This window comes from Micromonospora sp. NPDC005174, from assembly GCF_040608495.1.
GTDB lineage: Bacteria > Actinomycetota > Actinomycetes > Mycobacteriales > Micromonosporaceae > Micromonospora.
In genome coordinates this window covers 55,089-77,305 of sequence record NZ_JBEXIJ010000030.1, presented here as the reverse complement: position 1 = coordinate 77,305, position 22,217 = coordinate 55,089, and the positions used below count along the sequence as shown (strand labels likewise).

General features: G+C 72.4%; 18 protein-coding genes. 6 read left to right on the top strand and 12 right to left on the bottom strand.

Annotated features, from left to right (window positions below; all coding sequences use genetic code 11):
- Nucleotides 1-127: 127 nt before the first annotated feature.
- Both ABZU91_RS26455 and ABZU91_RS26450 read right to left on the bottom strand, forming a co-directional pair.
- A complete protein-coding gene (locus tag ABZU91_RS26455; protein WP_355245768.1) occupies nucleotides 128-721 on the bottom strand; it encodes an NTP transferase domain-containing protein in 594 nt (197 codons plus the stop codon).
- Nucleotides 722-892: 171 nt separating this feature from the next.
- The gene (locus ABZU91_RS26450; RefSeq protein WP_355245765.1) at nucleotides 893-2,572 is read right to left on the bottom strand and encodes a bifunctional 3'-5' exonuclease/DNA polymerase; all 1,680 of its coding nucleotides are present in this window, start codon (nucleotides 2,570-2,572) and stop codon (nucleotides 893-895) included.
- Nucleotides 2,573-2,703: 131 nt separating this feature from the next.
- Here ABZU91_RS26450 and ABZU91_RS26445 point away from each other — a divergent pair, with 131 nt between their 5' ends.
- Nucleotides 2,704-4,434, top strand: coding sequence for an ABC transporter ATP-binding protein (locus ABZU91_RS26445; RefSeq protein ID WP_355245801.1), 1,731 nt, complete (start codon nucleotides 2,704-2,706; stop codon nucleotides 4,432-4,434).
- 50 nt (nucleotides 4,435-4,484) lie between these two features.
- On the top strand, nucleotides 4,485-6,176 hold the full coding sequence (locus ABZU91_RS26440; RefSeq protein ID WP_355245798.1) for an ABC transporter ATP-binding protein: 1,692 nt from the start codon (nucleotides 4,485-4,487) through the stop codon (nucleotides 6,174-6,176).
- Nucleotides 6,177-6,182: 6 nt separating this feature from the next.
- Here the strand turns inward: ABZU91_RS26440 and ABZU91_RS26435 are convergent, their stop codons facing one another.
- Genes ABZU91_RS26435 through ABZU91_RS26415 form a run of 5 tightly spaced genes read right to left on the bottom strand, consistent with a single transcriptional unit; the run spans nucleotide 6,183 to nucleotide 11,204 of the window.
- Nucleotides 6,183-7,112 carry a carbohydrate ABC transporter permease gene (locus ABZU91_RS26435; RefSeq protein ID WP_355245762.1) on the bottom strand — a complete coding sequence of 310 codons (930 nt, stop codon included), beginning with the start codon at nucleotides 7,110-7,112 and terminating at the stop codon, nucleotides 6,183-6,185.
- On the bottom strand, nucleotides 7,112-8,020 hold the full coding sequence (locus ABZU91_RS26430) for a sugar ABC transporter permease (protein ID WP_355245759.1): 909 nt from the start codon (nucleotides 8,018-8,020) through the stop codon (nucleotides 7,112-7,114). Before ABZU91_RS26430 ends, ABZU91_RS26435 begins: the two co-directional genes overlap by 1 nt.
- A gap of 18 nt (nucleotides 8,021-8,038) precedes the next feature.
- Nucleotides 8,039-9,478, bottom strand: coding sequence for an N-acetylglucosamine/diacetylchitobiose ABC transporter substrate-binding protein (ngcE, locus tag ABZU91_RS26425; protein ID WP_355245756.1), 1,440 nt, complete (start codon nucleotides 9,476-9,478; stop codon nucleotides 8,039-8,041).
- 26 nt (nucleotides 9,479-9,504) lie between these two features.
- Nucleotides 9,505-10,254 carry an SIS domain-containing protein gene (locus ABZU91_RS26420; protein WP_355245753.1) on the bottom strand — a complete coding sequence of 250 codons (750 nt, stop codon included), beginning with the start codon at nucleotides 10,252-10,254 and terminating at the stop codon, nucleotides 9,505-9,507.
- Nucleotides 10,251-11,204 carry a MurR/RpiR family transcriptional regulator gene (locus ABZU91_RS26415; protein WP_355245750.1) on the bottom strand — a complete coding sequence of 318 codons (954 nt, stop codon included), beginning with the start codon at nucleotides 11,202-11,204 and terminating at the stop codon, nucleotides 10,251-10,253. The genes ABZU91_RS26420 and ABZU91_RS26415 overlap by 4 nt, the downstream gene beginning before the upstream one ends.
- Before the next feature lie 205 nt (nucleotides 11,205-11,409).
- Between ABZU91_RS26415 and ABZU91_RS26410 the strand changes: the two genes are divergently transcribed.
- Nucleotides 11,410-12,396 (top strand): BadF/BadG/BcrA/BcrD ATPase family protein, encoded by a 987-nt coding sequence (locus tag ABZU91_RS26410; protein WP_355245747.1) that lies wholly within the window; start codon nucleotides 11,410-11,412, stop codon nucleotides 12,394-12,396.
- Between the two features lie 153 nt (nucleotides 12,397-12,549).
- On the opposite strand, the gene ABZU91_RS26405 is transcribed toward ABZU91_RS26410, so the two are convergent.
- Together ABZU91_RS26405 and ABZU91_RS26400 are read right to left on the bottom strand one after the other, a co-directional pair.
- A complete protein-coding gene (locus tag ABZU91_RS26405) occupies nucleotides 12,550-14,061 on the bottom strand; it encodes a CoA-acylating methylmalonate-semialdehyde dehydrogenase (protein ID WP_355245744.1) in 1,512 nt (503 codons plus the stop codon).
- Complete coding sequence (locus tag ABZU91_RS26400; RefSeq protein ID WP_355245741.1) at nucleotides 14,058-15,356, bottom strand: aspartate aminotransferase family protein; 1,299 nt, start codon at nucleotides 15,354-15,356, stop codon at nucleotides 14,058-14,060. Before ABZU91_RS26400 ends, ABZU91_RS26405 begins: the two co-directional genes overlap by 4 nt.
- 239 nt (nucleotides 15,357-15,595) lie before the next feature.
- On the opposite strand from ABZU91_RS26400, the gene ABZU91_RS26395 reads away from it, so the two are divergent.
- On the top strand, nucleotides 15,596-16,489 hold the full coding sequence (locus ABZU91_RS26395) for a glutamate cyclase domain-containing protein (protein ID WP_355245738.1): 894 nt from the start codon (nucleotides 15,596-15,598) through the stop codon (nucleotides 16,487-16,489).
- Nucleotides 16,490-16,495: 6 nt separating this feature from the next.
- Here ABZU91_RS26395 and ABZU91_RS26390 read toward each other — a convergent pair whose 3' ends face one another.
- On the bottom strand, nucleotides 16,496-17,377 hold the full coding sequence (locus ABZU91_RS26390; RefSeq protein WP_355245735.1) for a hypothetical protein: 882 nt from the start codon (nucleotides 17,375-17,377) through the stop codon (nucleotides 16,496-16,498).
- A gap of 19 nt (nucleotides 17,378-17,396) precedes the next feature.
- On the bottom strand, nucleotides 17,397-18,269 hold the full coding sequence (locus ABZU91_RS26385; protein WP_355245732.1) for a hypothetical protein: 873 nt from the start codon (nucleotides 18,267-18,269) through the stop codon (nucleotides 17,397-17,399).
- An 88-nt stretch (nucleotides 18,270-18,357) separates the two neighbouring features.
- On the opposite strand from ABZU91_RS26385, the gene ABZU91_RS26380 reads away from it, so the two are divergent.
- Complete coding sequence (locus ABZU91_RS26380) at nucleotides 18,358-19,320, top strand: hypothetical protein (RefSeq protein ID WP_355245729.1); 963 nt, start codon at nucleotides 18,358-18,360, stop codon at nucleotides 19,318-19,320.
- A gap of 16 nt (nucleotides 19,321-19,336) precedes the next feature.
- Here ABZU91_RS26380 and murD read toward each other — a convergent pair whose 3' ends face one another.
- The gene (gene murD, locus ABZU91_RS26375; protein WP_355245726.1) at nucleotides 19,337-20,689 is read right to left on the bottom strand and encodes a UDP-N-acetylmuramoyl-L-alanine--D-glutamate ligase; all 1,353 of its coding nucleotides are present in this window, start codon (nucleotides 20,687-20,689) and stop codon (nucleotides 19,337-19,339) included.
- An 82-nt stretch (nucleotides 20,690-20,771) separates the two neighbouring features.
- On the opposite strand from murD, the gene ABZU91_RS26370 reads away from it, so the two are divergent.
- Nucleotides 20,772-22,121, top strand: a complete 1,350-nt coding sequence (locus ABZU91_RS26370; protein ID WP_355245723.1) for a hypothetical protein — start codon at nucleotides 20,772-20,774, stop codon at nucleotides 22,119-22,121.
- The last annotated feature ends 96 nt before the right edge of the window (nucleotides 22,122-22,217 follow it).

Below are 22,217 nucleotides of genomic sequence, written 5' to 3'. Positions count from 1 at the left end.
CCAAGGACGGCGCGGCCCAAGGACGGCGCGGCCCAAGGACGGCGCGGCCCAAGGACGGCGCGGCCCAAGGACGGCGCGGCCCAAGGACGGCGCGGCCCAAGGACGGCGCGGCGTGGCGCTGGTGCTACTAGACCTCGACGCGCTGGGATGGGACGGTCAGGCCGTAGAGCTCCATCAGCTCCGGACTGTCGACGCGGCTGCCGTCGGCGACCGAGTCGCAGGCGATGTCGACGATCTGGTCCTTGTGCGCCAGCAGGTACGGCCGGGCGCCCACGTCGGCGCTGGCCAGGGTGGCGATGCCGGGCCAGTGCCGGCGGCCGAACAGCATCGGGTAGCCGCGCAGCCCGTCGTAGGTGGCGCAGACCAGCACATCCGGGTACGGCAGCGCGGCCACCCGGCATACCGCTGCGGCGGTGAGCCCCGGCATGTCGACTGGCACCACCACCACCGCCTCGATTCCCTCGTCGTCCATGGCGGCCAGACCGGCGCGGATGGACGAGCCGACCCCGGTGCCCCATGCCTTGTTGACCACGACGGTGACCTTGTCCAGGTCGGCGGTCTCGCGGACCTGGTCGGCGGCGGCCCCCAGCACGACCACGATCTGCTCGCAGCCCGCCTCGGTCATCGTGTCGATCATCTGGTTGACCAGGGGTTTCTCCCCCTGGTGCAGCAGCGCCTCGGGCCCGCCGATACGGCGTCCCCCGCCTGCGGCGATGATCATTCCTGCGATCCGGTTCAGCTGCGCCCCCTCAAGCACGGGACCGACCGTGACCGCTCGGCCCCTCCTACGGACACTGCAACGAGGAGGGTCGTGCACGGGTGGCGGGGCGAAAAGGGAAAATAGTGCAACCGTTACGCAACGGACCGCCATCGAACCCGGCGGCCGGGCCGGTCAGGTGGCGTCGGCGTAGCAGTCGACTATGGACAGGTCCAGCGGGAAGCGCACCGGGGTGGCACCGAACAGCAGTGCGGTGGCCCGGTCACCCGCCCGGTGAACCGCCGCCGCGACGGCCTCGGCCTGCTCGGCGGGACAGTGCACGATCACCTCGTCGTGCTGGAAGAACACCAGTTCGGCGTTGGTGCCGGCCAGCTCGGTGCGCAGCGTCGCCAGCAGCGTGGAGGCCCACTCGGCGGCGGTGGCCTGGATGACGAAGTTGCGGGTGAATCGGCCCCGGGACCGGGCGGCGCGCGCCCGTGGGCTCTGCCGATCGGCGGCGGCATCCGGGTCGACCGGCCCCTCGTCCGGGTCGGCGAACCCGATCGAACCCGGTGGGCAGGTACGCCCCAGCCACGAGCGCACCAAACCGCCCGCCTCGCCGGTGCGCGCCGCCGCCTCGACGTAGCCGAACGCCGTCGGGTAGCTGTGTTTCAGCACCGCCAGCGCGGGCACCGCCGCCCCGCCGGTCTGCCCGTACATCGCGCCCAGCAGCGCCACCTTGGCCCGGGGGCGGTCACCGCCGAACGACTCCCGGGCCAGCGCGGCGTACAGGTCACCGGCGCCGCCCGCCGCCGCCAACCGGGCGTCCCCGGAGACCGCAGCCAGGACGCGGGGCTCCAACTGGCCGGCGTCGGCGACCACCAGCCGCCAGCCCGGGTCGGCCACCACCGCCCGACGGATCACCTTGGGGATCTGCAACGCGCCACCGCCACGGGTCGCCCAGCGCCCGGAGACGACCCCGCCCGGCACGTACTCCGGCTGGAACCGGCCGTCGCGCACCCACTGCTCACGCCAGGACCAGCCGTGCGCCGTCCAGATCCGGTACAGCTCCTTGTATTCGAGCACCAGGGGCACCGCGGGATGGTCCACACCGCGCAGCACCCAGGCCCGGGTGTTGGGCAGCTCCACCCCGGCCCGGGCGAAGGCCTTGAGCAGCTCGGCCGGGGAGTCGGCGTGCAGCCGGCGGACGCCGAACGCGTCGGCGATCCGGGCCGCCAGCTCGGCCAACCGGCGCGGCGGCCCACCCACCGGGGACGGCTCACCCAGCAGCTCGGCGAGAATCGCGTCGTGCACGTCGGCCCGCCAGGGCAGCCCGGCGGCACCCATCTCCGCAGCGATCAGGGCGCCAGCCGACTCGGCGGCCACCAGCAGCCGGAACCGGCCGGGGTGCTCGGTCCGCGCGGCCCGGGCGAGCTGGTCGGCGTACACCTGGGTCAGTGCCTCGATGCCCGGGCCCGGCGGGCCGGGCAGCGTGTCGAAGAGCGCGCCCTGGCCGTGACCGGGCGGCGCGACGGCACGCGGCGGCGGGTCGGCCGGCACGGGCCCGCCGGTCAGGCGGGCCCAGGCGGCGGCCAGCGCGCGGGGCTCGCCCCACCGGCCGGCGTGCCCGAGCAGCAGCGCCTCGGTCAACTCCACGTCGTGGCACCGCTCGACCCGCACGCCGGCCCGCAGCAACGCCGGGTAGATCGTGCCCGCGGTGGCCCAGACCCAGCGGGGACGCTCGGCCGCCTCCCGGGCGGCCACCGCGGCGGCGAGGTCGGTCGCCGTCTCGATCGGGCCGGAGGGACGGCCAGCGGCGTCGAGCGGGCGCAACGCTCCCCCGCCCTGCTCATCCGCCACCACCGCCACCAGCACGAAATGTGATTCTGCCTTCCCCCTGCGACAGGAAAACCGGTCGGTGGGTCGGCCCGGCGCTCGGTAGCGTGGCCAGGGTGCCCGTCCAGATTCCGCACCCCGACCCCGGCACTCCCGACACCCGCGGTCCGATGCGGTACCTGTGGTGGCTCGTCCGTCGGCAGCCCTGGCGGGTGCTGCGCGGCAGCCTGCTCGGCACGGCCTGGATGGTCGGGCTGTCGGTTCGGCCCTACCTGATCGCCCGTGCCGTCGACGACGGTCTGCGCGACCGCGACACCCGCGCCCTGGTCCTGTGGGTCGCGGCGATCGTCGTGGCGGGAGTGGCGTTGTCGTACCTGGGGATCATGCGGCACCGCACGATGACCTTCATCCGGGAGGACGCCAAGGCCCGCTCCGCGGAGGTGCTGCTGCGTCACCTGTCCCGGGTCGGCGCGGCGCTACCGCGTCGTTCCGCCGCCGGTGAGGTGGCCACCATCGGTGGGTCCGACATCGAGTGGACGGCGCAGGTGCTGACGTTGACCGGGCCCGGGGTCGGGGCGATCGTCGCGTACGGGGTCATCGCCGCGGTGCTCTGGTCGATCTCCCCGCTGCTCGCGCTCTGCGTGCTGGTGGGCGTGCCGGCGGTCGCGCTCGTCGTCGGGCCGCTGCTGCGCCGGCTGGAACGCGTGGAGTCGGTCTACCGCGGGCAGCAGGGCGCGCTGACCGCCCGGTCCGGCGACATCGTGGCCGGGCTGCGGGTGCTCGCCGGGGTGGGTGGTCGGGATCTCTTCGCCCGCCGGTACGCGAGCCGGTCGCAGGACCTGCGCGCCGAGGGCTACCGCGTCGGCGCGGTCGTCAGCTGGATCGACGCGGCGACGGTGGCCATCCCCGGCCTGTTCCTGGCGGTCGTGGTGTGGTTGACCGCCCGGATGGCGGTGACCGGTGACGTCACGATCGGCGAACTCGTCGCCGTCTACGGCTACGTGGCGACCCTGATCGTGCCGGTCTGGTTCCTGTTGGAGGGCGGTCACCAGCTCATCCGTGGTCGGATCGCGGCCGGCCGGATCGCCGGGCTGCTCCGGCTCACCCCGGACGACGTCGGCGGGCCGGGCCGCCGGTGGCCGGCCGTCGTCCCCGGCACGCGAGACCCGTACGCCGTGGCCGCGCCGACCGGGCCCGCCGACCTGCGCGACCCGGCGAGCGGGCTGACCGTACGCGCCGGCCGGCTGACCGCCGTCGCCGCCGACGACCCGGCGGACGCCGTGGCGCTTGCCGACCGGCTCGGCCGGTACGTCCTCAGCGACGCCACCTGGGGCGGCGTACCGCTGACCGCTGTCGCCCTGGACGAGGTCCGTGCCCGGATCCTCGTCGCCGACCACGACTCGTACCTCTTCGCCGGGACGCTGCGGGACGTGCTGAGCCCGGGGACCGACGACGACGTCCGTGCCGCTCTGCGGACCGCGTCGGCCGACGACATCGTCGACGCCCTGCCGGCCGGGCTGGACACCCCGCTGGACGCCCAGGCCCGGACGCTCTCCGGCGGTCAACGCCAGCGGGTACGCCTGGCCCGGGCCCTGCTCGCCGAGCCGGAGGTGCTGATCCTCGTCGACCCCACCTCCGCCGTGGACGCGCACACCGAGGCGCGGATCGCCGAGCGGCTGCACGCGGCGCGGGCCGGACGGACCACCCTGGTGTTCGCCACGTCACCGCTGCTGCTCGGCCGTGCCGACGAGGTCGCGCACCTGAGCGCGGGCCGGATCACCGCCACCGGCACCCACGACGGCCTGCTCGAATACGTCCCCGGTTACCGGCACCTGGTCGCCCGCGGCAGCGACGATCCGCTCGTCGAGCGCCGCGACGACGCCGAGGAGGCGCACCGGTGAGCCGGCTGCCGGTCGCGGACCGCGGGACCGTTCGCCGCGCCCTGCGGGACATGATCAGCAGGCATCGCCGGGCCGTCGGCGTCGTGCTGGTGCTGCACAGCGCCGCCGCGCTCGCCGGGCTCGCCCCGCCGTGGCTGCTGGGCACCATCGTCGACCGGGTCATGGCGGGCGCGGGCGTGGCGACCGTGGACCGGCTGGCCCTGGCGATCGCCGGCTGCGTCGTGGTGAGCGCGCTGCTCTCCCGGTACGCCCAGTACGCCGGTCACCGCTTCGGCGAACGCGCCGTCGCCGAGCTGCGCGAGCAGTTCGTCGACCGGACGCTCGCGCTACCGGTATCGGTCGTCGAGCGTGCCGGGGCCGGGGATCTGGCGACCCGCAGCTCGGTCGACGTGGCGACGGTCGGGACCACGGTCCGGGACGTGGCGCCCACCATCGTCATCGCCTCGGTGCAGTTGACGTTGCTGTTCGGCGCGGTGTTCCTGCTGCACCCCCTGCTCGGGCTCGCGGCGCTGGCCGGGCTGCCGTCGATCGTGACGGCGACCCGCTGGTACCTGCGGCGCGCCAGCTCCGCGTACCTCGCCGAGGGCGCCGAGGCGGCCGAGTTGACCGAGGCGTTGACCACCACCGCCGAGGGCGCCCGCACGGTGGAGGCGCTGCGGCTAACCGACGACCGCATCCGGTACGGCACCACCCGCGTCGCGCGTCTGTGGCAGGCCCGCCGGGCGACGCTCGCGCTGCGTACGGTGTTCTTCTCCATCGTCGAGGCCAGCTATCCGCTGCCGATCGCCCTGGTCCTGCTCGTCGGCGGCTATCTCCTCTCCGCCGACCTGGTGCCGCTCGGGTCGGTGGTCGCCGCCGCGCTCTACCTGCAACAGGCCATCGACCCGATGGACCGGCTGCTCCAGTGGACCGAGCAGGCACAGCGTGGCTTCGCGTCGTACGCCCGGGTGCTCGGCGTGGGCCTGGTCCCGCCCGAGCCGCCCGGCACCACGGCCACCTCGCGGGGCGAGCGGCTCGTCGTCCGCGAGGCGCGGTTCTCGTACGCCGACGGGCACGACGTGCTGCACGGCATCGACCTGGAGGTACGGCCCGGGGAACGGCTGGCCGTCGTCGGCCCGTCGGGCGCGGGCAAGTCGACCCTGGCCCGACTGCTCGCCGGGATCGACGCGCCACGGCAGGGCGTGGTCAGTATCGGCGGCTGCCCCGTCACCGACCTGGAACCGGCCGAACGACGACGGCGGATCGCCCTGGTCACCCAGGAGCACCACGTCTTCATCGGCTCGGTCCGCGACAACCTGGCGTTCGCCGCTCCGGACGCCACCGACGAGCAGATGCTCGCCGCGCTGGCCACCGTCGGCGCGGACTGGTTCGACGAACTACCCGACGGTCTGGACACCGCTCTCGGCGACGGCGCCCGGCGACTCGGCGCGGCGGAGGCCCAGCAGGTGGCGCTGGCCCGGCTGGTGCTCGCCGACCCGCACACGCTGATCCTGGACGAGGCGACCGCCGCGCTCGACCCGAGCACCGCCCGGCGGACCGAGCGGGCCCTCGCGGCCGTACTCGTCGGCCGAACGGTCATCGCCATCGCGCACCGGCTGAACACCGCGCACGACGCCGACCGGGTGGCCGTCCTGGCGGACGGCCGGATCACCGAGATCGGCAGCCACGACGAGCTCGTGACGGCCGGCGGGGCGTACGCCGCGCTCTGGCGCTCGTGGCACGCCCACGCCGACGGTCGCTGACCGGTGCTACTTCACCGCCCCGGAGGTCAGGCCGGCCTGGATCTGACGCTGGAAAACCGCGTACACGATGATCATCGGAAGGATGGCGATGGTCAGCGCGGCGAACAGCCCGGACCAGTCGGCCTCGTAGCCGGCGTTGACCGAGATGTCGGCGATGCCCTGGGTGAGCACCCACTTGTCCTTGGCATTGGAGAGCAGCACCAACGGGAGCTGGTACTGCGCCCACTGCCCGATGATGTTGAAGATCGCCACGCTGATCAGGCCCGGCTTCGCCATCGGCATCATGACCTGGAAGAACAGCCGGGTGTGCCCGCAGCCGTCGATCATCCCCGCCTCGGCGACCGAGGACGGCAGCGTCTTGAAGAACGCGGCCAGGAAGAAGATCGTGAACGGCAGCGAGTAGGCGATGTAGACCAGGATCACGCCCTGGTAGGTGTCCAGCATGCCCAGCTGCTTCACCACGAAGAACAGCGGCACCAGGGCCAGGAACACCGGGAACGCCAGCCCCGAGACGAACAGGTAGTAGATCGCCCGGTTGCCCCAGAACTTGTACCGCGCCAGCACGTACGCGGCCATCGAGCCGAGCAGCATGGTGCCGAAGGTGCTGCACGCGACCACGAAGACGCTGTTCAGGAAGTACCGGCCGACGTTCGCCTTGGTCCACGCCCGGCCGAAGTTCTCCCAGCGCAGCTCCGCCGGGAGCGTCCACGGGCTGCTGAAGATCTCGCTGGTGTTCTTGAACGCGGCGAGGAACGTCCACAGGATCGGGACGATCACGATCACCGCCCACACGGCGAGCGCGATGTGCCCGAGGCTGGCGAAGAGCCGTACCTCCGAGCGGGGACCCTTGTCACGCCGACCGCCGGTCGCGGACCCCTCGCCGGTCTTCGGAGGTAGCGCCGCCGGCGTCGGCGGCAGCGTCGACTGCGGGTTCATCAGTACTCCACGCTTTCCCGCTTGGTGAGCCGCAGCGTCAGCGCCGCGAACGTGAGGGTGAGGAAGAACAGCGCCACGCCCATCGCGGAGGCGTAGCCGTACTTCGAGTAGACGAACGCGTTGCGGTAGATCTCCATGGCCAGCACGGTGGTGGCGCCGTCCGGGCCGCCGCCGTCGACCGAGAGCACGGCAACGATGGCGAACGCGTCGAACGCCGCGATGCCCAGGTAGACCCACGCGACCTGGAGGGTGTCCCAGAGCAGCGGCAGGGTGACCCGGAAGAACAACGTCACCCTGCTCGCCCCGTCCATCTCCGCGGCCTCGTAGATCTCGCCCGGGATGGAGGCCATCCCGGCCGAGAAGAGCACCACGTAGAAGCCGACGGCCTGCCAGACCAGCACCCCGAGGATCGACCAGAGGGCCAAATTCGGCTTGATGAGGAAGAGGATCGGCTCCAGGCCGAACTTCATCAGCACGCCGTTGATCAGGCCGGACTCGTTCGGCCGGTAGACCATCTGGAACAGCACCGCGATGATCGCCACCGCCAGGACCTGGGGGAAGAAGAACACCACCCGGTAGAACTTCGCCCCCCAGACCCCCTGGCGTTGACCGCCACTGCTCTTGCCGCCCACGTTGAGCAGGAAGGCGAAGAACAACGCGATGGCGATGGTGATCAGCGGCAGGGCAAGCAGCAGTACGCCGTGGTGCTGGACCGCCTTCCAGAAGGCGCCGTCGTCGAGCAGCTTCCGGTAGTTGTCGAAGCCCACCCACTGTGGGGCGGAGAGCCCCCGCCAGTTGGTCATCGAGATCTGGAACGCCTGCGCGTACGGCCAGATCACGAATGTCACGTACAGCGCGACCGGGGGGAACAGGAACCCGATCACGAATGGATACTTGCCGTGCCGCATGACCCTAGCTCCGATCGATCAGCGCTTGAACTTGGCGACCGAGCTGTCCTTCTTGATCGCGTCGGCGCGCTTCTGGATCCGCTCCACGAAGGCGTCCGCGTTGATCCGGCCGAACATCAGCTCGTTGGTGGCGCTGCGCGCCTCCGTGTCGAGCTCCTTGTACCAGCCGTCGAAGTACAGGTTGAACACGTCCTGACCGGCCGCCTTGAGCGCGGCCTGCGAGCTGGCCACACCGGGCGGGAAGGCGAAGCCCTCCGAGCCGGCGGGGACCACGGTCGGGGCCTTGACGACCTCGGTGAAGCCCTTCGCACCCGCCACGGACAGCATCTGGCGCATGTACTCCAGACCGCCCTTGGGGTTCTTGCTCTTGGCCGAGACGAAGTAGCCCTCGCCCGCGGTGGCCCGCAGCGCGGTGGCCGGCAGCTTGTCCGACGCGGTGAGGCTCGGCACCGGCATGAGCTGGTAGTCGAAGCCGGCCGGGGTGTCCTGCTTCTGCTCACCCTCCAGCCAGTCACCGCTGGGGTACAGGGCCACCTTGTACTGGTTCTGCCGCAGCTGCACGTCGGTGTGCTTGAGGCCCTCGAAGCTCTTGTCGCTGAACTTCGCGCCGACCTCGGCCCACGCCGTCGCGGCCTGCTTGACCGCGTCCTGCTTCCAGGCACCGTCCTCCAGGTTGTCGATGTTCTTCAGCACGTCGACGCCGCCGATCTTGGCAGCCTGGGTGAGGATCACGTTCCACTGGTAGTAGGCCGCGTTCGCGCCCGCGTACCCGTAGGGCGTGATGCCCTTGGCCTTGATGGCGGTGAGCAGCTTGATGAAGTCGTCCCAGGTCTTCGCCGGGGCCCAGCCGTTGTCCTTGAACAGCTTGGCCGAGTACCAGATGCCGAAGACGGTGGAGACGTAGTACAGCACGTACGGCTTGCCGTTGAACGAGCCCGCCTCGACGGTGCCCGGCACCACGGTGTCCCGGACCTTCTTGGTGGCGTCGTCGACCGACGGGGCGTCCCACAGCTCGGTGAGGTCCTGGAGCTGACCGTCGGCGACGAGCGAGCCGAAGTCGATCAGCTTCTCGCCCGAGTTGTTCACGAACTCCGGCGGGTTGCCGGACGCGAACCGCGGCTGGAGCACCGTGGAGACGGCCTGCGTGGACTGGTGCTTGATCTCCGCCTTGGGGAACGCCTTCTTGTACAGCGGCTCGTGCACGTCGGTCGCGTACTTCTCGCCGTAACCGCCGTTGAAGATGATCACCTCGATGGGAGCGTCGTCCTTGACGCCCAGCGGGTTCTTCTCGCTCTTGGTACCTTCGGCGGCCTTCTCGTTGTCCTTGTCGCCGCCGCTGCTCGTCGCGCAGGCGCTGAGCAGGCCGATGGCCGGAGTGGCGAGCATGCCCACGGCGGCGGCGCGACGCAGCACCGTGCGGCGGTCGAGCGCGGCCGGGTGCTCGGGGGTAATCGACATCGTCGTCTCTCCTTGTGGAATTCGGGTCAGGCGGTACGCCGGAGACGCCCGGCGTACCGCGACTCGAGGGCGATGTTGTGCTCGTCCCCGCCGGGGACGTTGGCGGAGAGGTAGATAGGGGGCACCTCTCCGGCCTGGTGGAACCGTCGGACGACCTCAGCGGTCAGCAACTGCGCCAGCAGCGCCGTGGTGACCGAGGAGACCGCACAGACCGCGCCGCCGCCCTCGAGCGGCAGCAGTGCGTCACCGTACGGCGCGCCGTTGTCCAGCACGACGTCGGCAAGGTCGGCGAGCCGTTGACCGGACGGGTGCCGTGGCGCCACCCGCGCGGTGTGCTCGACCGAGGTGACCGCGATCAACGGGTGACCGCGTTCGGTGACCAGCGCCGCCAGCTCGACCACCGAGCCGTTGATGCCGGACTGGGACGCCACCACGAACACGTCGCGCGGCTGGGGCGCCGCGAGCGCGTAGATCTGGTGGGCGATGGAGGGATCACGTTCCAGCTTCGGGTCGGCGAGCACGTCGCGCGGGGCGTCGCCGTGCACCACCAGGTCCCGTACCGACAGCCGGTTCGTGGGGACCAGCCCGCCCGCGCGGGCGACCAGCTCGGCGGCGAACGCCTCGGAGTGCCCGGCCCCGAACGCCTGGAGCACGCCGCCGGAGCGCAGGCTGTCGGTGATCAGGTCGGCGGCCCGGGTGATCCCGTCGGCCTCCGAGTCGAGCAGCCGGTCGAGCACCGGGCGGACGGCGTCCGCGTACCCCTGTGCACTGATCATGAAAGGGTTCCCTTCGCTGCCTTGTGCCCGTCGACGGCCTGCGCGGTACGCCGGAAGGCCGCGTGGGCGCGGTCGTGGGTGCGCTGGGCGACGGCGATGTAGAGCAGGTCGAGCACCACCAGTTGCGGGTGGCGGGCGGAGAGCGCGTCCGGCCGGAAGGTGGTCGCCTGGCTGGCCGTGAGCAGCACGATGTCGGCCAGCTCGGCCAGCGGTGAGCGGGGGAAACCGGTGAGGGCGAGGGTCGTGGCACCCCTGCTGCCCGCCTCGGCGAGCATCTCGATGGTCTCCCGGGTCTGGCCGGTGTGCGAGATGCCGAGCGCGACGTCGCCGGCGCCGAGCAGCGCGGCGCTGGCCAGCCCCTCGTGCACGTCGCTCCAGGCCCAGGCGGCCACCCCGATGCGGTGCAGGCTGAACTGCATCTCCTCGCCCACCAGCGCGCTGCCGCTGGCCCCGAAGATGTTCACCCGGTTGGCGCCGGCGATGGCCACCGCGGCGCGCTCCACCTCGCCGAGGTCGAGCAGCGCGGCGGTGTCGTGCATGGCGCGGGTGTCGGCGGCCATGATCTGGTCGAGGACCCGGGCGAGGGGGTCGTTCGGCTGGATCTCGCGGCCGATGTCGACGGTCCAGCCGGCGGAGCGGGCCCGCCCGGTCTCGGCGGCGATCCCGAGGCGCAGGTCGGCGTACCCCTCGAAGCCCATCGCCCGGCAGAAGCGGGTGATGGTGGCCGGCGAGGTGCCGCTGCGCTCGGCCAGCTCCACGATGGTCGAGCGCGCCGCGGCCTCCGGGTCGCTGAGCACGTGCTCGGCGACCCGACGCAGCGCGCCGGTCAGCTCGCCGAGCCCGTTGCGTACCCGCGCCAGCACCCCGTCGGAGGCCGCACTCCTTCGGTCGATCGCGTAGGCGTCGACCACCGCGGTCCCCGCGGCGGTGTCCACCTCGTGATCAACCATGGGGCGCCTCAACTTTCCGAAAAGACTGTTAACTGTTAGTGGTAAAAGTTCTTACTGAACGGCCCTCCGTGTCAAGACTGTGGGCGAAGTTTTCAAACTGTTACCTCCCGCACAGCCCTCCAGTGCCCGCCCGGGTTGCCCCGGAGGGCGGCGCCGACCAGCATGAACAGGCCCATGACCGCGCAGAGCAAGGAGGCTCGTGCCGATGTCCGACACCGTCGTGGTCGGCCTCGACGTCGGGGGTACGTCCACCCGGGCGACCGCCCTGACCCTCGCCGGCGAACGCCTCGGCACCGGCAAGGCGGGCGGCGGTAACCCCACCAGCCACGGTGCCGAACGGGCCGCCGCCGAGGTGCTGAGCGCGCTGCGCGCCGCCCTCGCCGACGTCGACCCGAACCGGGTGGCCGCCGGCACCATCGGGCTCGCCGGCGCGCCCCGACTCCTCGCCGACCCCAACGGGCGCGCCGCCTTCGACCGTGCCTGGCACGACGCCGGCCTACGCTGCCCGTACGCCGTGCACGGTGACGCCCTCGTCGCCTACGCCTCGGGCAGCTCCGAGCCCGACGGGACGATCCTCATCGCCGGCACCGGCGCGATCACCGCCCAGGTCGTCGACCTGCGCCTGGACCGCGTCGCCGACGGACACGGCTGGCTGCTCGGCGACGCCGGATCGGGCTTCTGGCTCGGCCGCGAGGCGGTCCGCCGACTCCTCGCCGACCTGGACGCGGGGAACACCCCGGGCACCCTGGGCGCGGCCCTGCTCACCGAACTGGTGGGCAGCTCGGACGTCGCCCCCCGGCCCCGCGACACGGTCGACGCCACCGTCCAGGCCGTCACCCGTCGACCGCCGATCGACCTGGCCCGCCTGGCACCGCTGGTGGTGACCGCCGCGACCGACGGCGAACCGGTCGCCACCGCCCTGATCGCCGAGGCCGCCGCCCACCTGGCCGAGAGCGTCACCCGCATCCGCCCCGCGGAGTCGACGACGCCCGTCGTGCTCGGCGGCGGACTCCTCATCGCGGACACCCCGCTCGCCCGGGCCGTCCGCGCCGAGGTCGGTCAGCGCTGGCCGTCGGCACCCCTGCGCACCGCCGGCGACGGCGCCGCCGCGGCCGCCTGGCTCGCCGCCCGCGAACTCCCCGAGGTCACCGACCCGGCAGCCCTGCACGCCCTCCTCTTCCCCACCCCCTGACCCCCACCTCGAGGTGCCCGACCCGTCCCCAAGCCGCCCAAGATCCGCGCACTTACCCCGAAACTGCTGCCTCACGGCGTCGTGAGGCAACAGTTTCCGTGATGTTGTGCAGATCTAAGGGGGCGGGCGGCGCAGCCGGGTAATCGGTATCGGTCAGGTCTGGGTGGGGAATCCCAGGTTCACGCCACCGTGGCGCGGGTCCAGCCACCGGCTGGTGACCACCTTGCCCCGGGTGAAGAACCGCACCCCGTCCTCGCCGTGGGCGTGCAGGTCGCCGAAGAGGGACGACTTCCAGCCGCCGAACGAGTGGTACGCCATGGGCACCGGGATGGGCACGTTGATGCCGACCATGCCGACCTCCACCTCGTGCTGGTAGCGCCGGGCGGCACCGCCGTCGTTGGTGAAGATCGCCGTGCCGTTGCCGTACGGGCTGGCGTTGACCAGTTCCACGGCCTCGTCGTACGAGTCGACCCGGACGACGCTGAGCACCGGACCGAAGATCTCGTCGGTGTAGATCGACATGTCCGGGGTGACCCGGTCGAACAGGGTCGGACCGAGCCAGAAGCCCTCCGGATCGCCGTCGGGTGTCACGTCCCGCCCGTCGACGACCGGCACCGCGCCGGCGGCCACACCCGCGTCCACGTAGGAGCGCACCCGGTCGGCGTGCGCCGCGGTGACCAGCGGTCCCATGTCGCAACCCCGCCGGCCGTCGCCGGTACGCAGCCCGGCCATCCGGGCGGCGATCCGCTCCACCAGGGCGTCCGCCACCGGCTCCACGGCCACCAGCACGGAGATGGCCATGCACCGCTCCCCCGCCGAGCCGAAACCGGCGTTGACCGCCGCGTCGGCAGCCAGGTCCAGGTCGGCGTCGGGGAGCACGACCATGTGGTTCTTCGCCCCACCGAGCGCCTGTACGCGCTTACCGGCGGCGGTGCCGCGCTGGTAGACGTGCCGGGCGATCGGGGTGGAGCCGACGAACGACACCGCGCGCACCTCGGGGTGGTCCAGCAGCGCGTCGACGGCCTCGGCGTCGCCGTTGACCACGTTGCACACCCCGTCGGGCAGGCCGGCCTCGGCGAACCACTCGGCCAGCAGCAGCGCCGCACTCGGGTCCTTCTCGCTCGGCTTGAGCACGACAGCGTTGCCGCAGGCGACCGCCACCGGCACGAACCACAGTGGCACCATCACCGGGAAGTTGAACGGCGAGATCACCGCCACCACACCGAGTGGCTGCCGGATCGTGTACGAGTCGACCTCGGTGGAGACGTTCTCGCTGAACGCGCCGCGCAGGGCCGACGGCAGGCCGCAGGCGTACTCGATGACCTCGAGGCCGCGCTGCACCTCGCCGGCGGCGTCGGCGAGCACCTTGCCGTGCTCGGCCGTGATCACCTCGGCGAGCCGGTCGCGCCGGGCGTGCACCAGCTCGCGGAACGCGAACAACACGGCCGACCGCTTCGCCAGCGACGCGTCGCGCCAGTCGCGGGCCGCGCGGGCGGCGGCCCGCACCGCGACGTCGACGTCCGCGGTCGAGGCCAGCTCGACTTCGGCGGTACGACGACCCGTGGCCGGATCGAACACGTCACCGCGCCGCTCGGACGTGCCGCCGACCCGCTTGCCGTCGACGAAGTGGCCGATGCTCGTGCCGCCCGGACCGCCGATGCTCATGCCGCCACCTCCGCCGACGAGCGGATTGCGTCGACGAGGATCGCCAGGCCCTCGCGGGCCTCCTCCTCGGTGAGTGTCAACGGTGGACCCATCCGCAGCACGTTGCCGTACAGGCCGCCCTTGCCGGTGAGCAGACCACCGTCGCGGCACGCCTCGAAGACGCGGTTGGTCAGGGCGACATCCGGCTCACCGCTACCCGGTCGGACGAACTCGACGCCGAGCATGAGCCCCTTTCCGCGTACCTCGGCGACGCAGTCGAGACCGCCCACGGCGGACCGCAGGCCGTCGGCGAGGATCGCGCCGACGCGGGCCGCGTTCGCCTGGAGGTCGTGTGCGATCAGGTAGTCGAGCACCGCGTTACCGGCCGCCGTCGAGATCGGGTTGCCGCCGAACGTGGAGAAGCTGATTCCCTGCACCGCCTGGAGCACCTCGGCCCGGCCGACCACCCCGGCCAGCGCGAACCCGTTGCCGATGCCCTTGGCGAAGGTGAGCAGGTCCGGGGTGACGCCGTGCGCCTGGTAGCCCCAGAAGTGCTCCCCGGTACGCCCCCAGCCGGTCTGCACCTCGTCGGCGATGAACAGGATGCCGTGCTCGTCGAGGACCTTCTTCCAGCCCGCGAAGAGCCCGTCCGGTGGGTGGACGAAGCCGCCCACGCCCTGGATCGGCTCGGCGATCAGCGCGGCCACGTCGCCGGAGGTCTGGGTGGCGAGCACCTCGCGCAGGTCCTCCACTGCCGCGTCGATGAGCTCCTCGGCGCTGAGCCGCGCCAGCAGACCGCGTACGCGGTCGCCGGAGTGCAACCAGGCCACCTGGAGCGGGTTGAGCGCGCTGGCCGACCAGGTGCGGTTGCCGGTCACGCCCATGGTCGCGTACGACCGGCCGTGGTAGCTGTTGCGCACGGCCAGGACCTGGTGGGATCGGCGATAGTTGGTGGCGACCAGCAGCGCCGCCTCGTTCGCCTCGGTGCCGGAGTTCGTGAAGAACACCCGGGCGTCTCCGATGCCGGAGCGCTGCGCGATCTTCTCGGCCAGCTCGACCTGGTGGCGGATCAGATAGAGGGTCGAGGTGTGCACGATGCCGGTGGCGAGCTGCCGCTCGACGGCCTCCCGGATCTCCGGGATGTCGTACCCGATCATGTTGGTCAGTACGCCGCCGAAGAAATCCAGGTAGGTGCGGCCCTGGGCGTCGGTGACCCGGCGACCCGAGCCGGACACCAGCTCGATCGGCTCGGCGTAGTAGAGGGGCATCCAGGGCGGGAGCACGGCCCGGTGCCGGGCCAGCAGGTCATCGGTCATCGTGGCAACCCTCCAGCGGCGTTCGTGGATACCGCACGCTCCCACCGGCGGCCGGTGCGGACAACTGTCAGGGTGTAGCGCAAGGCCGTTCCGGCCTGACAGCACGTCAACGGTTTTCACTGCCATGGTCGTGGTTGACCGCTGATTTCCGTAGCGAACGTGCTCTTGCTCCGCTCGATCCGCAGCCTGGCCGGGCCCCGTTACCCTGGGTCCGTCCACTGTCGCCGGGGAGGCACGCGGTGCGCATCGACGAGACCATCGCCGCACTGGAACGCGTCGCCGCACGAGAGGTGGGCCGGGGCAGCGCGGCGCTGGCCGCGCCGGCGGCCGGCGGGCTGCTGGCCGCCGCCCGGTCGCTCGCCGCGGGTGCGCCGCAGGCCGCGGTGTTCACCGGGTTTTTCATCCCCGGCGCCGAGCCGCCCGCCGCGGAGACCGACGGCCCACTCGGCGCGGTCCAGATCGCCGCCGCGCTGCGCCTGCTCGGTGGCCGGTGCCGGCTCGTCACCGACCAGCCCTGCGCACCGGTGGTCGAGGCGGCCGTCGCCGCCGCCGCGCCGGGCCTGCCGGTGGATGTCGCGCCGCTGGCGGGGTACGACGAGTGGGCCGCCACCCTCCTGCCCCGCTACGGCCGCCTGACCCACCTCATCGCCTGCGAACGGGTCGGGCCAGCAGCGGACGGTCGACCCCGCAACATGCGCGGCGAGGACATCGGCGCGCACACGGCACCTCTGGACCGGCTCTACCGCACCGGTTCCGCGTTTCGGATCGGCATCGGCGACGGCGGCAACGAACTGGGAATGGGCCTCCTGCCGGCGGAACTCGTCGGCCGGGTGGTCGCCTCCGGCGAGCGGATCCGCTGCGTGGTGGGCGCGGACGCCCTGCTCGTCGGCGGCACCTCCAACTGGGCCGCCGCAGCCCTCGTCGGCGCGCTGTCGCTGCTGCGCCCCGAGGTGCCCGAGCTGCGGACGCTGCTGGAGCCCGCCTGGTCGTCCGACCTGCTGACCGCGATCGTCTCGGCGGGCGCGGTGGACGGGGTCCGCCGCCGGCCCACGCTCAGCGTCGACGGCCTCGACTGGCCCTCGTACGCCGAACCGCTCATCCGCATCGCGGACCTGGTCAGGAGCGCCCGGTAGGCGGGCTCACCGCACGGTGGGTGGCTCGGCCGCCGGCCGCAGAGGTCTCGACACGCGTCCCGACGCGCTGGCCCGGGCGGCTCCGCGGCGGCCCAGGGGCAGGTGTAGGGCAGTGGCGAGCACCCCGAAGGCCGCCCAGCCGGCGCCCAACGCGACGGCCGACGAGACGTCCTGGAGGTAGTGGTACGCGGTGAGGAAACCGACCAGCGCGAGGCTGTTGCGAGAGAAGTGCCAGCTGAACTCGAACAACTGCCGGCGGGCCTCGACGGCGACCAGCACCCCCGAGTACGGGAATGTCACCACCATGCCGCGCAACACCGCGCCGAGCACCGCGGTGAGGATCGCGCCCACGAAGATGACCAGCAACTTGAGCAGCGCCGGCAGGCCGTCCGAACGGCCTCCGGTCGGCGTCTCCGCGCCGGAGCCCGCGTCGTCGACTGCGGTCGGGCCGGCAGCGACGGCGTCCCCTCCGCCGGCAGCGGCGGCGTCCGCTTCTCCGGCGTCGGAGGCGACCCGCGTACGGGCGCGATGGCGCAGCAGGAGCATGGCCGCCAGCCAGAGCACGAGCGTGGCGGCGAGGGCCGCCTCGAACGGGATGTCGACGGCCAGCAGACCCGCGCTCAGCGCCACGTAGACAGCGATCCCCGCGCCGTCGGCGAGCAGGATGGGCCAGCGCAGCCGCTGGTGAGTGACCGCCACGGTGACGAAGAAGAGGTTGAGCCCGAGCACGCCGAGCACCTGCGCGCCGCCCACCCCGTAAGGCGTGCTGACCAGGGCGAGCGTCATCGGCAACGGAAGGCTGTAGACCAATGCCCGGAGCCGGATCGAGCGGATCACGCTGACCGCCCAGACCACGGCCGTCACCAGCAGGACCGCACCCACCGTCATGGCTTCCCCGTCCCGGCCGTCAGTCCTGGAAGGTCGCGGCGTTCACGCAGACGTCGAACACGCGGGTGAGGCGCTCGACGTCCGTCCGGTTGACCGAGAACTGGTTCTCGCCGATCTCGCCGTGCGCGGTCATCCGGGCCTCCCAGCAGCTCGCCCCGTCCCAGACCGTCAGATTGACGAGGAGCTGTGGACTGACCACACCGAAGGGCAGCAGACCCACCCGCGCCCCGGCCGCGCGCTGCCGCTGCACGAGCGCGGACAGCTCATCGGTCAGCGTGGCGTGGACGAAGACCCGGGTGATCCGGACGCCCCGTTGCAGGGCCGCGACGTTCGCCTCCCAGTAGCGTCGGCCGACCTCGCTGCGCCACCAGCTCAGCTCCCCGCTCGCCCGGGGCATCACGTTCGTCAACGCATCCAGCCGGTGCACGCAGCCGCGGGTCGCACCGACCAGGTCTTCGTCCTCGTCGCCACGCCGGATGATCCGCCCCTGCGCGAGCTGCTCGGCCTCCAGCCGGAACTGCTCGTAGCGGCGCTGCGCCTCCGCCGCGACCCGCGTGCCCGCGTGCTGCTCGGCCGCCTCCCGCATGGCCCCGGCCAGCTCCGTGGTGGTGTGGACGAGCCACGGCGGCCCGTCCAGCAACGTCCGCAGGTGAAACCGGCGCTCCGCGCGGGCCAGCGAGTCCACCAGCAGCGAGATGGTGATGCCCATCAGGCCGGCCAGCAGCGACTCCACTCCGGAGGCGGCGTTGGTGAGGTCGAGCATGACGCTGAGGCTGATCGACAACGTGATGCCGACCAACGCCACCGGGTCGGTGTGCGCCACCAGACGCGCGAAGCCGTCGGAGGCGCCGCCGCGCTCCCGGGGCCGTCGGCGGGCCATGTCACGGACCATCGAACTCCCCCAATCCGCCGGTTCTGCCAGGGTAGATGCCAGCCACAACCCGCGGGCCCCGCCGGTGGAGAGCGGTAGCATCCGGCAGGTGCAGAGCGCGGATGCGGCCCCGTCGACTTCGACGGTCGCCGAGCAGATCACGGCGGACGTCCGGGCCTGGGTCGACTCCACTGCGCTCCGCGGCCTGGTCCGGCACTTCGGCGGCGGCTGGCCGACCGGCGACCTCGCCGAGGTGCTGCGCTTCCTCGACGACTTCTCCGCCCGGCACTGGGACTTCCGGCAGGGGCGCGAACGCCCGGACGCGCGGGAGCCGACCTTGGACGCGCTCACGTGCAGGCTGGTCCTCGACGCGGCCGCCGCGCTCGGCATGGTGCGTGCGGTGCCGCCGGCCCGCCCGGCGTACGCCCACCTGGTCGTGCTGGGCGGCCTGGCGCACGCCTGCGTGCGTCGCGTCGCGTACGCCGCGCATCTGCTGCGCGCCGGCCTGCGGGTGACCGGCGAGGTCGCCGTGCTGGGCAGCTTCCGACCACTGTCCGAGTGGGAACGCGCCACCCTTGCCGACGCGGGCCTGCCTCCGGACGAGACCGAGGTGAACGTGCTGGACACGGCGGTCCGGCAGGTGTTCGGGGTGACCGCCCCGACCGAGCAGGACGGCGTCGACGCCGGCCACCCCCACCAGTCCTGGTCGTCGCGGACCTACCGGCCGGCGGGCCTGCCACCGGTACGGGTGCTGGCCGCGCCGTCCAGCGACCCGGACCGGCGGCGGGCACACACCGCCGACACCCAGCGGTTCTGGGCCGGGCACGTCCGGCTCGCGCCCGGCGACGAGGTGCTGACGGTCACCGCGCCGATCTACGTGCCGTTCCAGCACTGCGACGCGCTGCGCACCCTGGCCGTGCCCTACGGCTGCGACATCGACACGGTCGGCGTGGACCCGGCGGTGGCCGACGTGGCGGTCCTGCCCGAGCAGACCCTCACCCCGGGCCGCTATCTCCAGGAGATCCGCTCGGCGATCCGCTCGATGCGCGCCCTGCACGAGAGCCTGGGCTGAGCCGGCGGCGCGGGGTTCAGCCGGCGGTGGCGGTCTGGTGGACGGCCTGGGCGAAGACCTCGGAGCGGTGCTCGAAGTTGCGGAACCGGCCGTAGCTCGGTGCGGCCGGGGACAGCAGCACCACGCCGCCGGCCGGGGTGACCTCCCGGGACAGCCGTACCGCCTCCACCAGGTCGTCGACCAGTTCGGTCCGGACCTTCGGCAGGTTGGCCAGCACCTCGACGATGCGGGCGCCGCTGTCCGGAATCCCGATCACGGTCAGCTCCCGCTCGGCCAGGTGCTCGGCCAACGGCGTGTAGTCCAGCCCCCGGTCGTTGCCGCCGACGATCACCGTCAACGGTCGCCCGTCGTACGCGTCGATGGCGTGCATGGCCGCGTACGGGCTGGTGGCCAGGGTGTCGTCGACGAAGGTCAACCCGGACGGGTCGGTGATCTCGGTGAGCCGGTGGGCGAGCCCCTGGAACTCGGCGACGGCGATGGCGAGGTGGTCCTTCGCGGTCACCACGTCGACGCCGAGCGCGTCGAGGACGGCGAGCGCGACGCACAGGTTGCCCTCGTTGTGCCGCCCGACCAGCGGCAGCACGGCACGCGGGAAGAGCGGCTGGTCACCGAGGTGGAACCAGGGCGTGCCGTCGGCACCGGTGGCGACGTGGGTGGTGTCGGGACGGCCGGCTCGCACCGCCGGCAGATCCCCCAGCTCGGCGGCGAGCCGCGGGTCGGTGCCGTTGACCACGATCGTCTGCGGGTCGTGGGCCAGCAGGTTGAGCTTGTCGCGGTAGTACTCCCGCTCCCCGCCGTGCGCGTCGAGGTGCTCGGGGAAGAGCGCGGTGACCACGGCGACCCGGGGCGAGTCGGTGAGATCGCTGCACTGGTAGCTGGACAGCTCCAACACGTACAACTCGGCCTCGGGCAGGTCGAGCGTGGGCACCCCGATGTTGCCGCCGAAGACGTTCGACCGGCCCATCGCGGTGAGCAGGTGGCTGATCAGGCTGGACGTGGTGCTCTTGCCCTTGCTGCCGGTGACCCCGACGGTGCGCGCGGCGTGGTCGGCCATCCACAGGGCGGTGCCCTGGGTGACCAGGACGCCATGTCGCCGCAGCTCGACCAGCCACGGGTGGGTCTGTGGCACACCGGGCGAGCGGACCACCACGTCGGCGGCGGCCAACCTTGCGAATCCCGCCTCGCCGGTCACCAGCGGCGCCGCCTCGGCCAGCGGGCCCTCCCACGGCAGCGAGAGGAAGTTGGCGCTGTCGTCGACCGCGACCAGTTCGGCGGGGCCGTGCGCGGCGATGGCAGTCACAGCGGCCCGGCCCTCCCGGCCGGCACCCCAGACGGCGACGGTACGTCCGCGCAGGTCAGACAGGCGCACGGGGCTCTCCTCGGGGGTCACGGCGGCGGCTGGCGGGGCCCGGTCCGGACACGGCCGGACGAACCAGGGCCTAGTATGGCGTGTGCCTAACGAGCAGCTCCGGCGGATGGACGCCTTCACCTTCCCGTCCTACTCGATCGACTTCGCCACCGGCGAGGCGTTGTTCGACTACGCGCTGACCGGCCCGGCCGGTGAGCAGCGGTTCACCGAGGTGATCACGCTTCCCCTGCCGGCGGAGCCGCCGTCCGACGAGACGGTGGCCACCCTCGACCGGGTGCTGGAGGTGCTGCACCTGGTCGCCGGGGTCAGCTACTACAAGACCGCCGCGCCGGCCCGGCTGGTGCTGCCGGCGCCGCTGGGCGCGGCCACCGTCGACTACGTCACGGCCGTCTACACCAAGGGCCTCGCCGAGTACGCGTACCGCAACGAGCTGCCGCACGTGCTGGAACTGCGTCCGGAGGTGCCGGCCGGCATCCCGGAAACACCCCGGGTGTACGACAACTCGGACCGTCGCCCGCTCTCGGCGGTCGGCGGCGGCAAGGACTCGATCGTGAGCCTGGAGGCGTTACGGCGCGCCGAGCTGGACCCGGTGCCGTTCTCGGTGAACCCGAACCACGTGATCGTCGCGGTGAATGAGGCGTCCGGGCTGACCCCCCTCGCTGCCCGCCGACGGATCGACCCGGTGCTGTTCGACCTGAACACCGCCGGCGCGCTGAACGGCCACATCCCGGTCACCGCCATCAACTCCCTGATCGCGGTCGCCACCGCCGTACTGCACGGGCTGGGGCCGGTGGTGATGTCCAACGAGCGTTCGGCGTCCGACCCGAACCTGATCTGGAACGGTCACGAGATCAACCACCAGTGGTCCAAGGGTGTCGAGGCCGAGGGCCTGCTGCGGGGCGCGCTGGCCGAGCACGCCGGGCTGACCGAGCCGTACTTCTCCCTGCTGCGTTCGCTGTCCGAGCTGCACATCGCCCGACTGTTCGCCGAGTTCGACCGGTACGACGACGTGGTGACCAGCTGCAACGCCGCCTTCAAGCTGCGCGACGCCTCCGAGCGCTGGTGCCGCAACTGCCCCAAATGCCGGTTCGTCTTCCTGGCCATGGCGCCGTTCATGCCCCGGGAGCGGGTCACCCACATCTTCGGCGGGGACATGCTCGCCGACCCGGAGCAGATTCCTGGCTACCGGGAGCTGCTGGGCGTGGACGGGCACAAGCCGTTCGAGTGCGTGGGCGAGGTCGAGGAGTCGGTGGTGGCCCTCGGCCTGCTCGCCGAGCAGGACCAGTGGCGCGACGCCCCGGTGATCAAAGCCCTGGTGGAGGCGGTCCCCGCCACAGCGTGGTCCGCGGTGGCGCAGACGGACGTCTTCACCCCCGGCGGCCCCAACCACATCCCCGCAACCTACGCAAAAGCCCTAACCGCCCTCTCCTAACCCCCGCCCCCTAACCCCCCCACCCCACCCCCACCCCCACCCCCGGGCCCAGCACTCGGTTGATCATGAAGTTATTGCCACGACACGCCGAGGCGA

Coding starts and splice junctions, on each gene's coding strand:
- ABZU91_RS26455 (WP_355245768.1), bottom strand. CDS start 721: ATGATCATCGCCGCAGGCGGGGGACGCCGTATCGGCGGGCCCGAGGCG.
- ABZU91_RS26445 (WP_355245801.1), top strand. CDS start 2,704: ATGCGGTACCTGTGGTGGCTCGTCCGTCGGCAGCCCTGGCGGGTGCTG.
- ABZU91_RS26440 (WP_355245798.1), top strand. CDS start 4,485: ATGATCAGCAGGCATCGCCGGGCCGTCGGCGTCGTGCTGGTGCTGCAC.
- ABZU91_RS26435 (WP_355245762.1), bottom strand. CDS start 7,112: ATGAACCCGCAGTCGACGCTGCCGCCGACGCCGGCGGCGCTACCTCCG.
- ABZU91_RS26430 (WP_355245759.1), bottom strand. CDS start 8,020: ATGCGGCACGGCAAGTATCCATTCGTGATCGGGTTCCTGTTCCCCCCG.
- ngcE (WP_355245756.1), bottom strand. CDS start 9,478: ATGTCGATTACCCCCGAGCACCCGGCCGCGCTCGACCGCCGCACGGTG.
- ABZU91_RS26420 (WP_355245753.1), bottom strand. CDS start 10,254: ATGATCAGTGCACAGGGGTACGCGGACGCCGTCCGCCCGGTGCTCGAC.
- ABZU91_RS26415 (WP_355245750.1), bottom strand. CDS start 11,204: ATGGTTGATCACGAGGTGGACACCGCCGCGGGGACCGCGGTGGTCGAC.
- ABZU91_RS26410 (WP_355245747.1), top strand. CDS start 11,410: ATGTCCGACACCGTCGTGGTCGGCCTCGACGTCGGGGGTACGTCCACC.
- ABZU91_RS26405 (WP_355245744.1), bottom strand. CDS start 14,061: ATGAGCATCGGCGGTCCGGGCGGCACGAGCATCGGCCACTTCGTCGAC.
- ABZU91_RS26400 (WP_355245741.1), bottom strand. CDS start 15,356: ATGACCGATGACCTGCTGGCCCGGCACCGGGCCGTGCTCCCGCCCTGG.
- ABZU91_RS26390 (WP_355245735.1), bottom strand. CDS start 17,377: ATGACGGTGGGTGCGGTCCTGCTGGTGACGGCCGTGGTCTGGGCGGTC.
- ABZU91_RS26385 (WP_355245732.1), bottom strand. CDS start 18,269: ATGGTCCGTGACATGGCCCGCCGACGGCCCCGGGAGCGCGGCGGCGCC.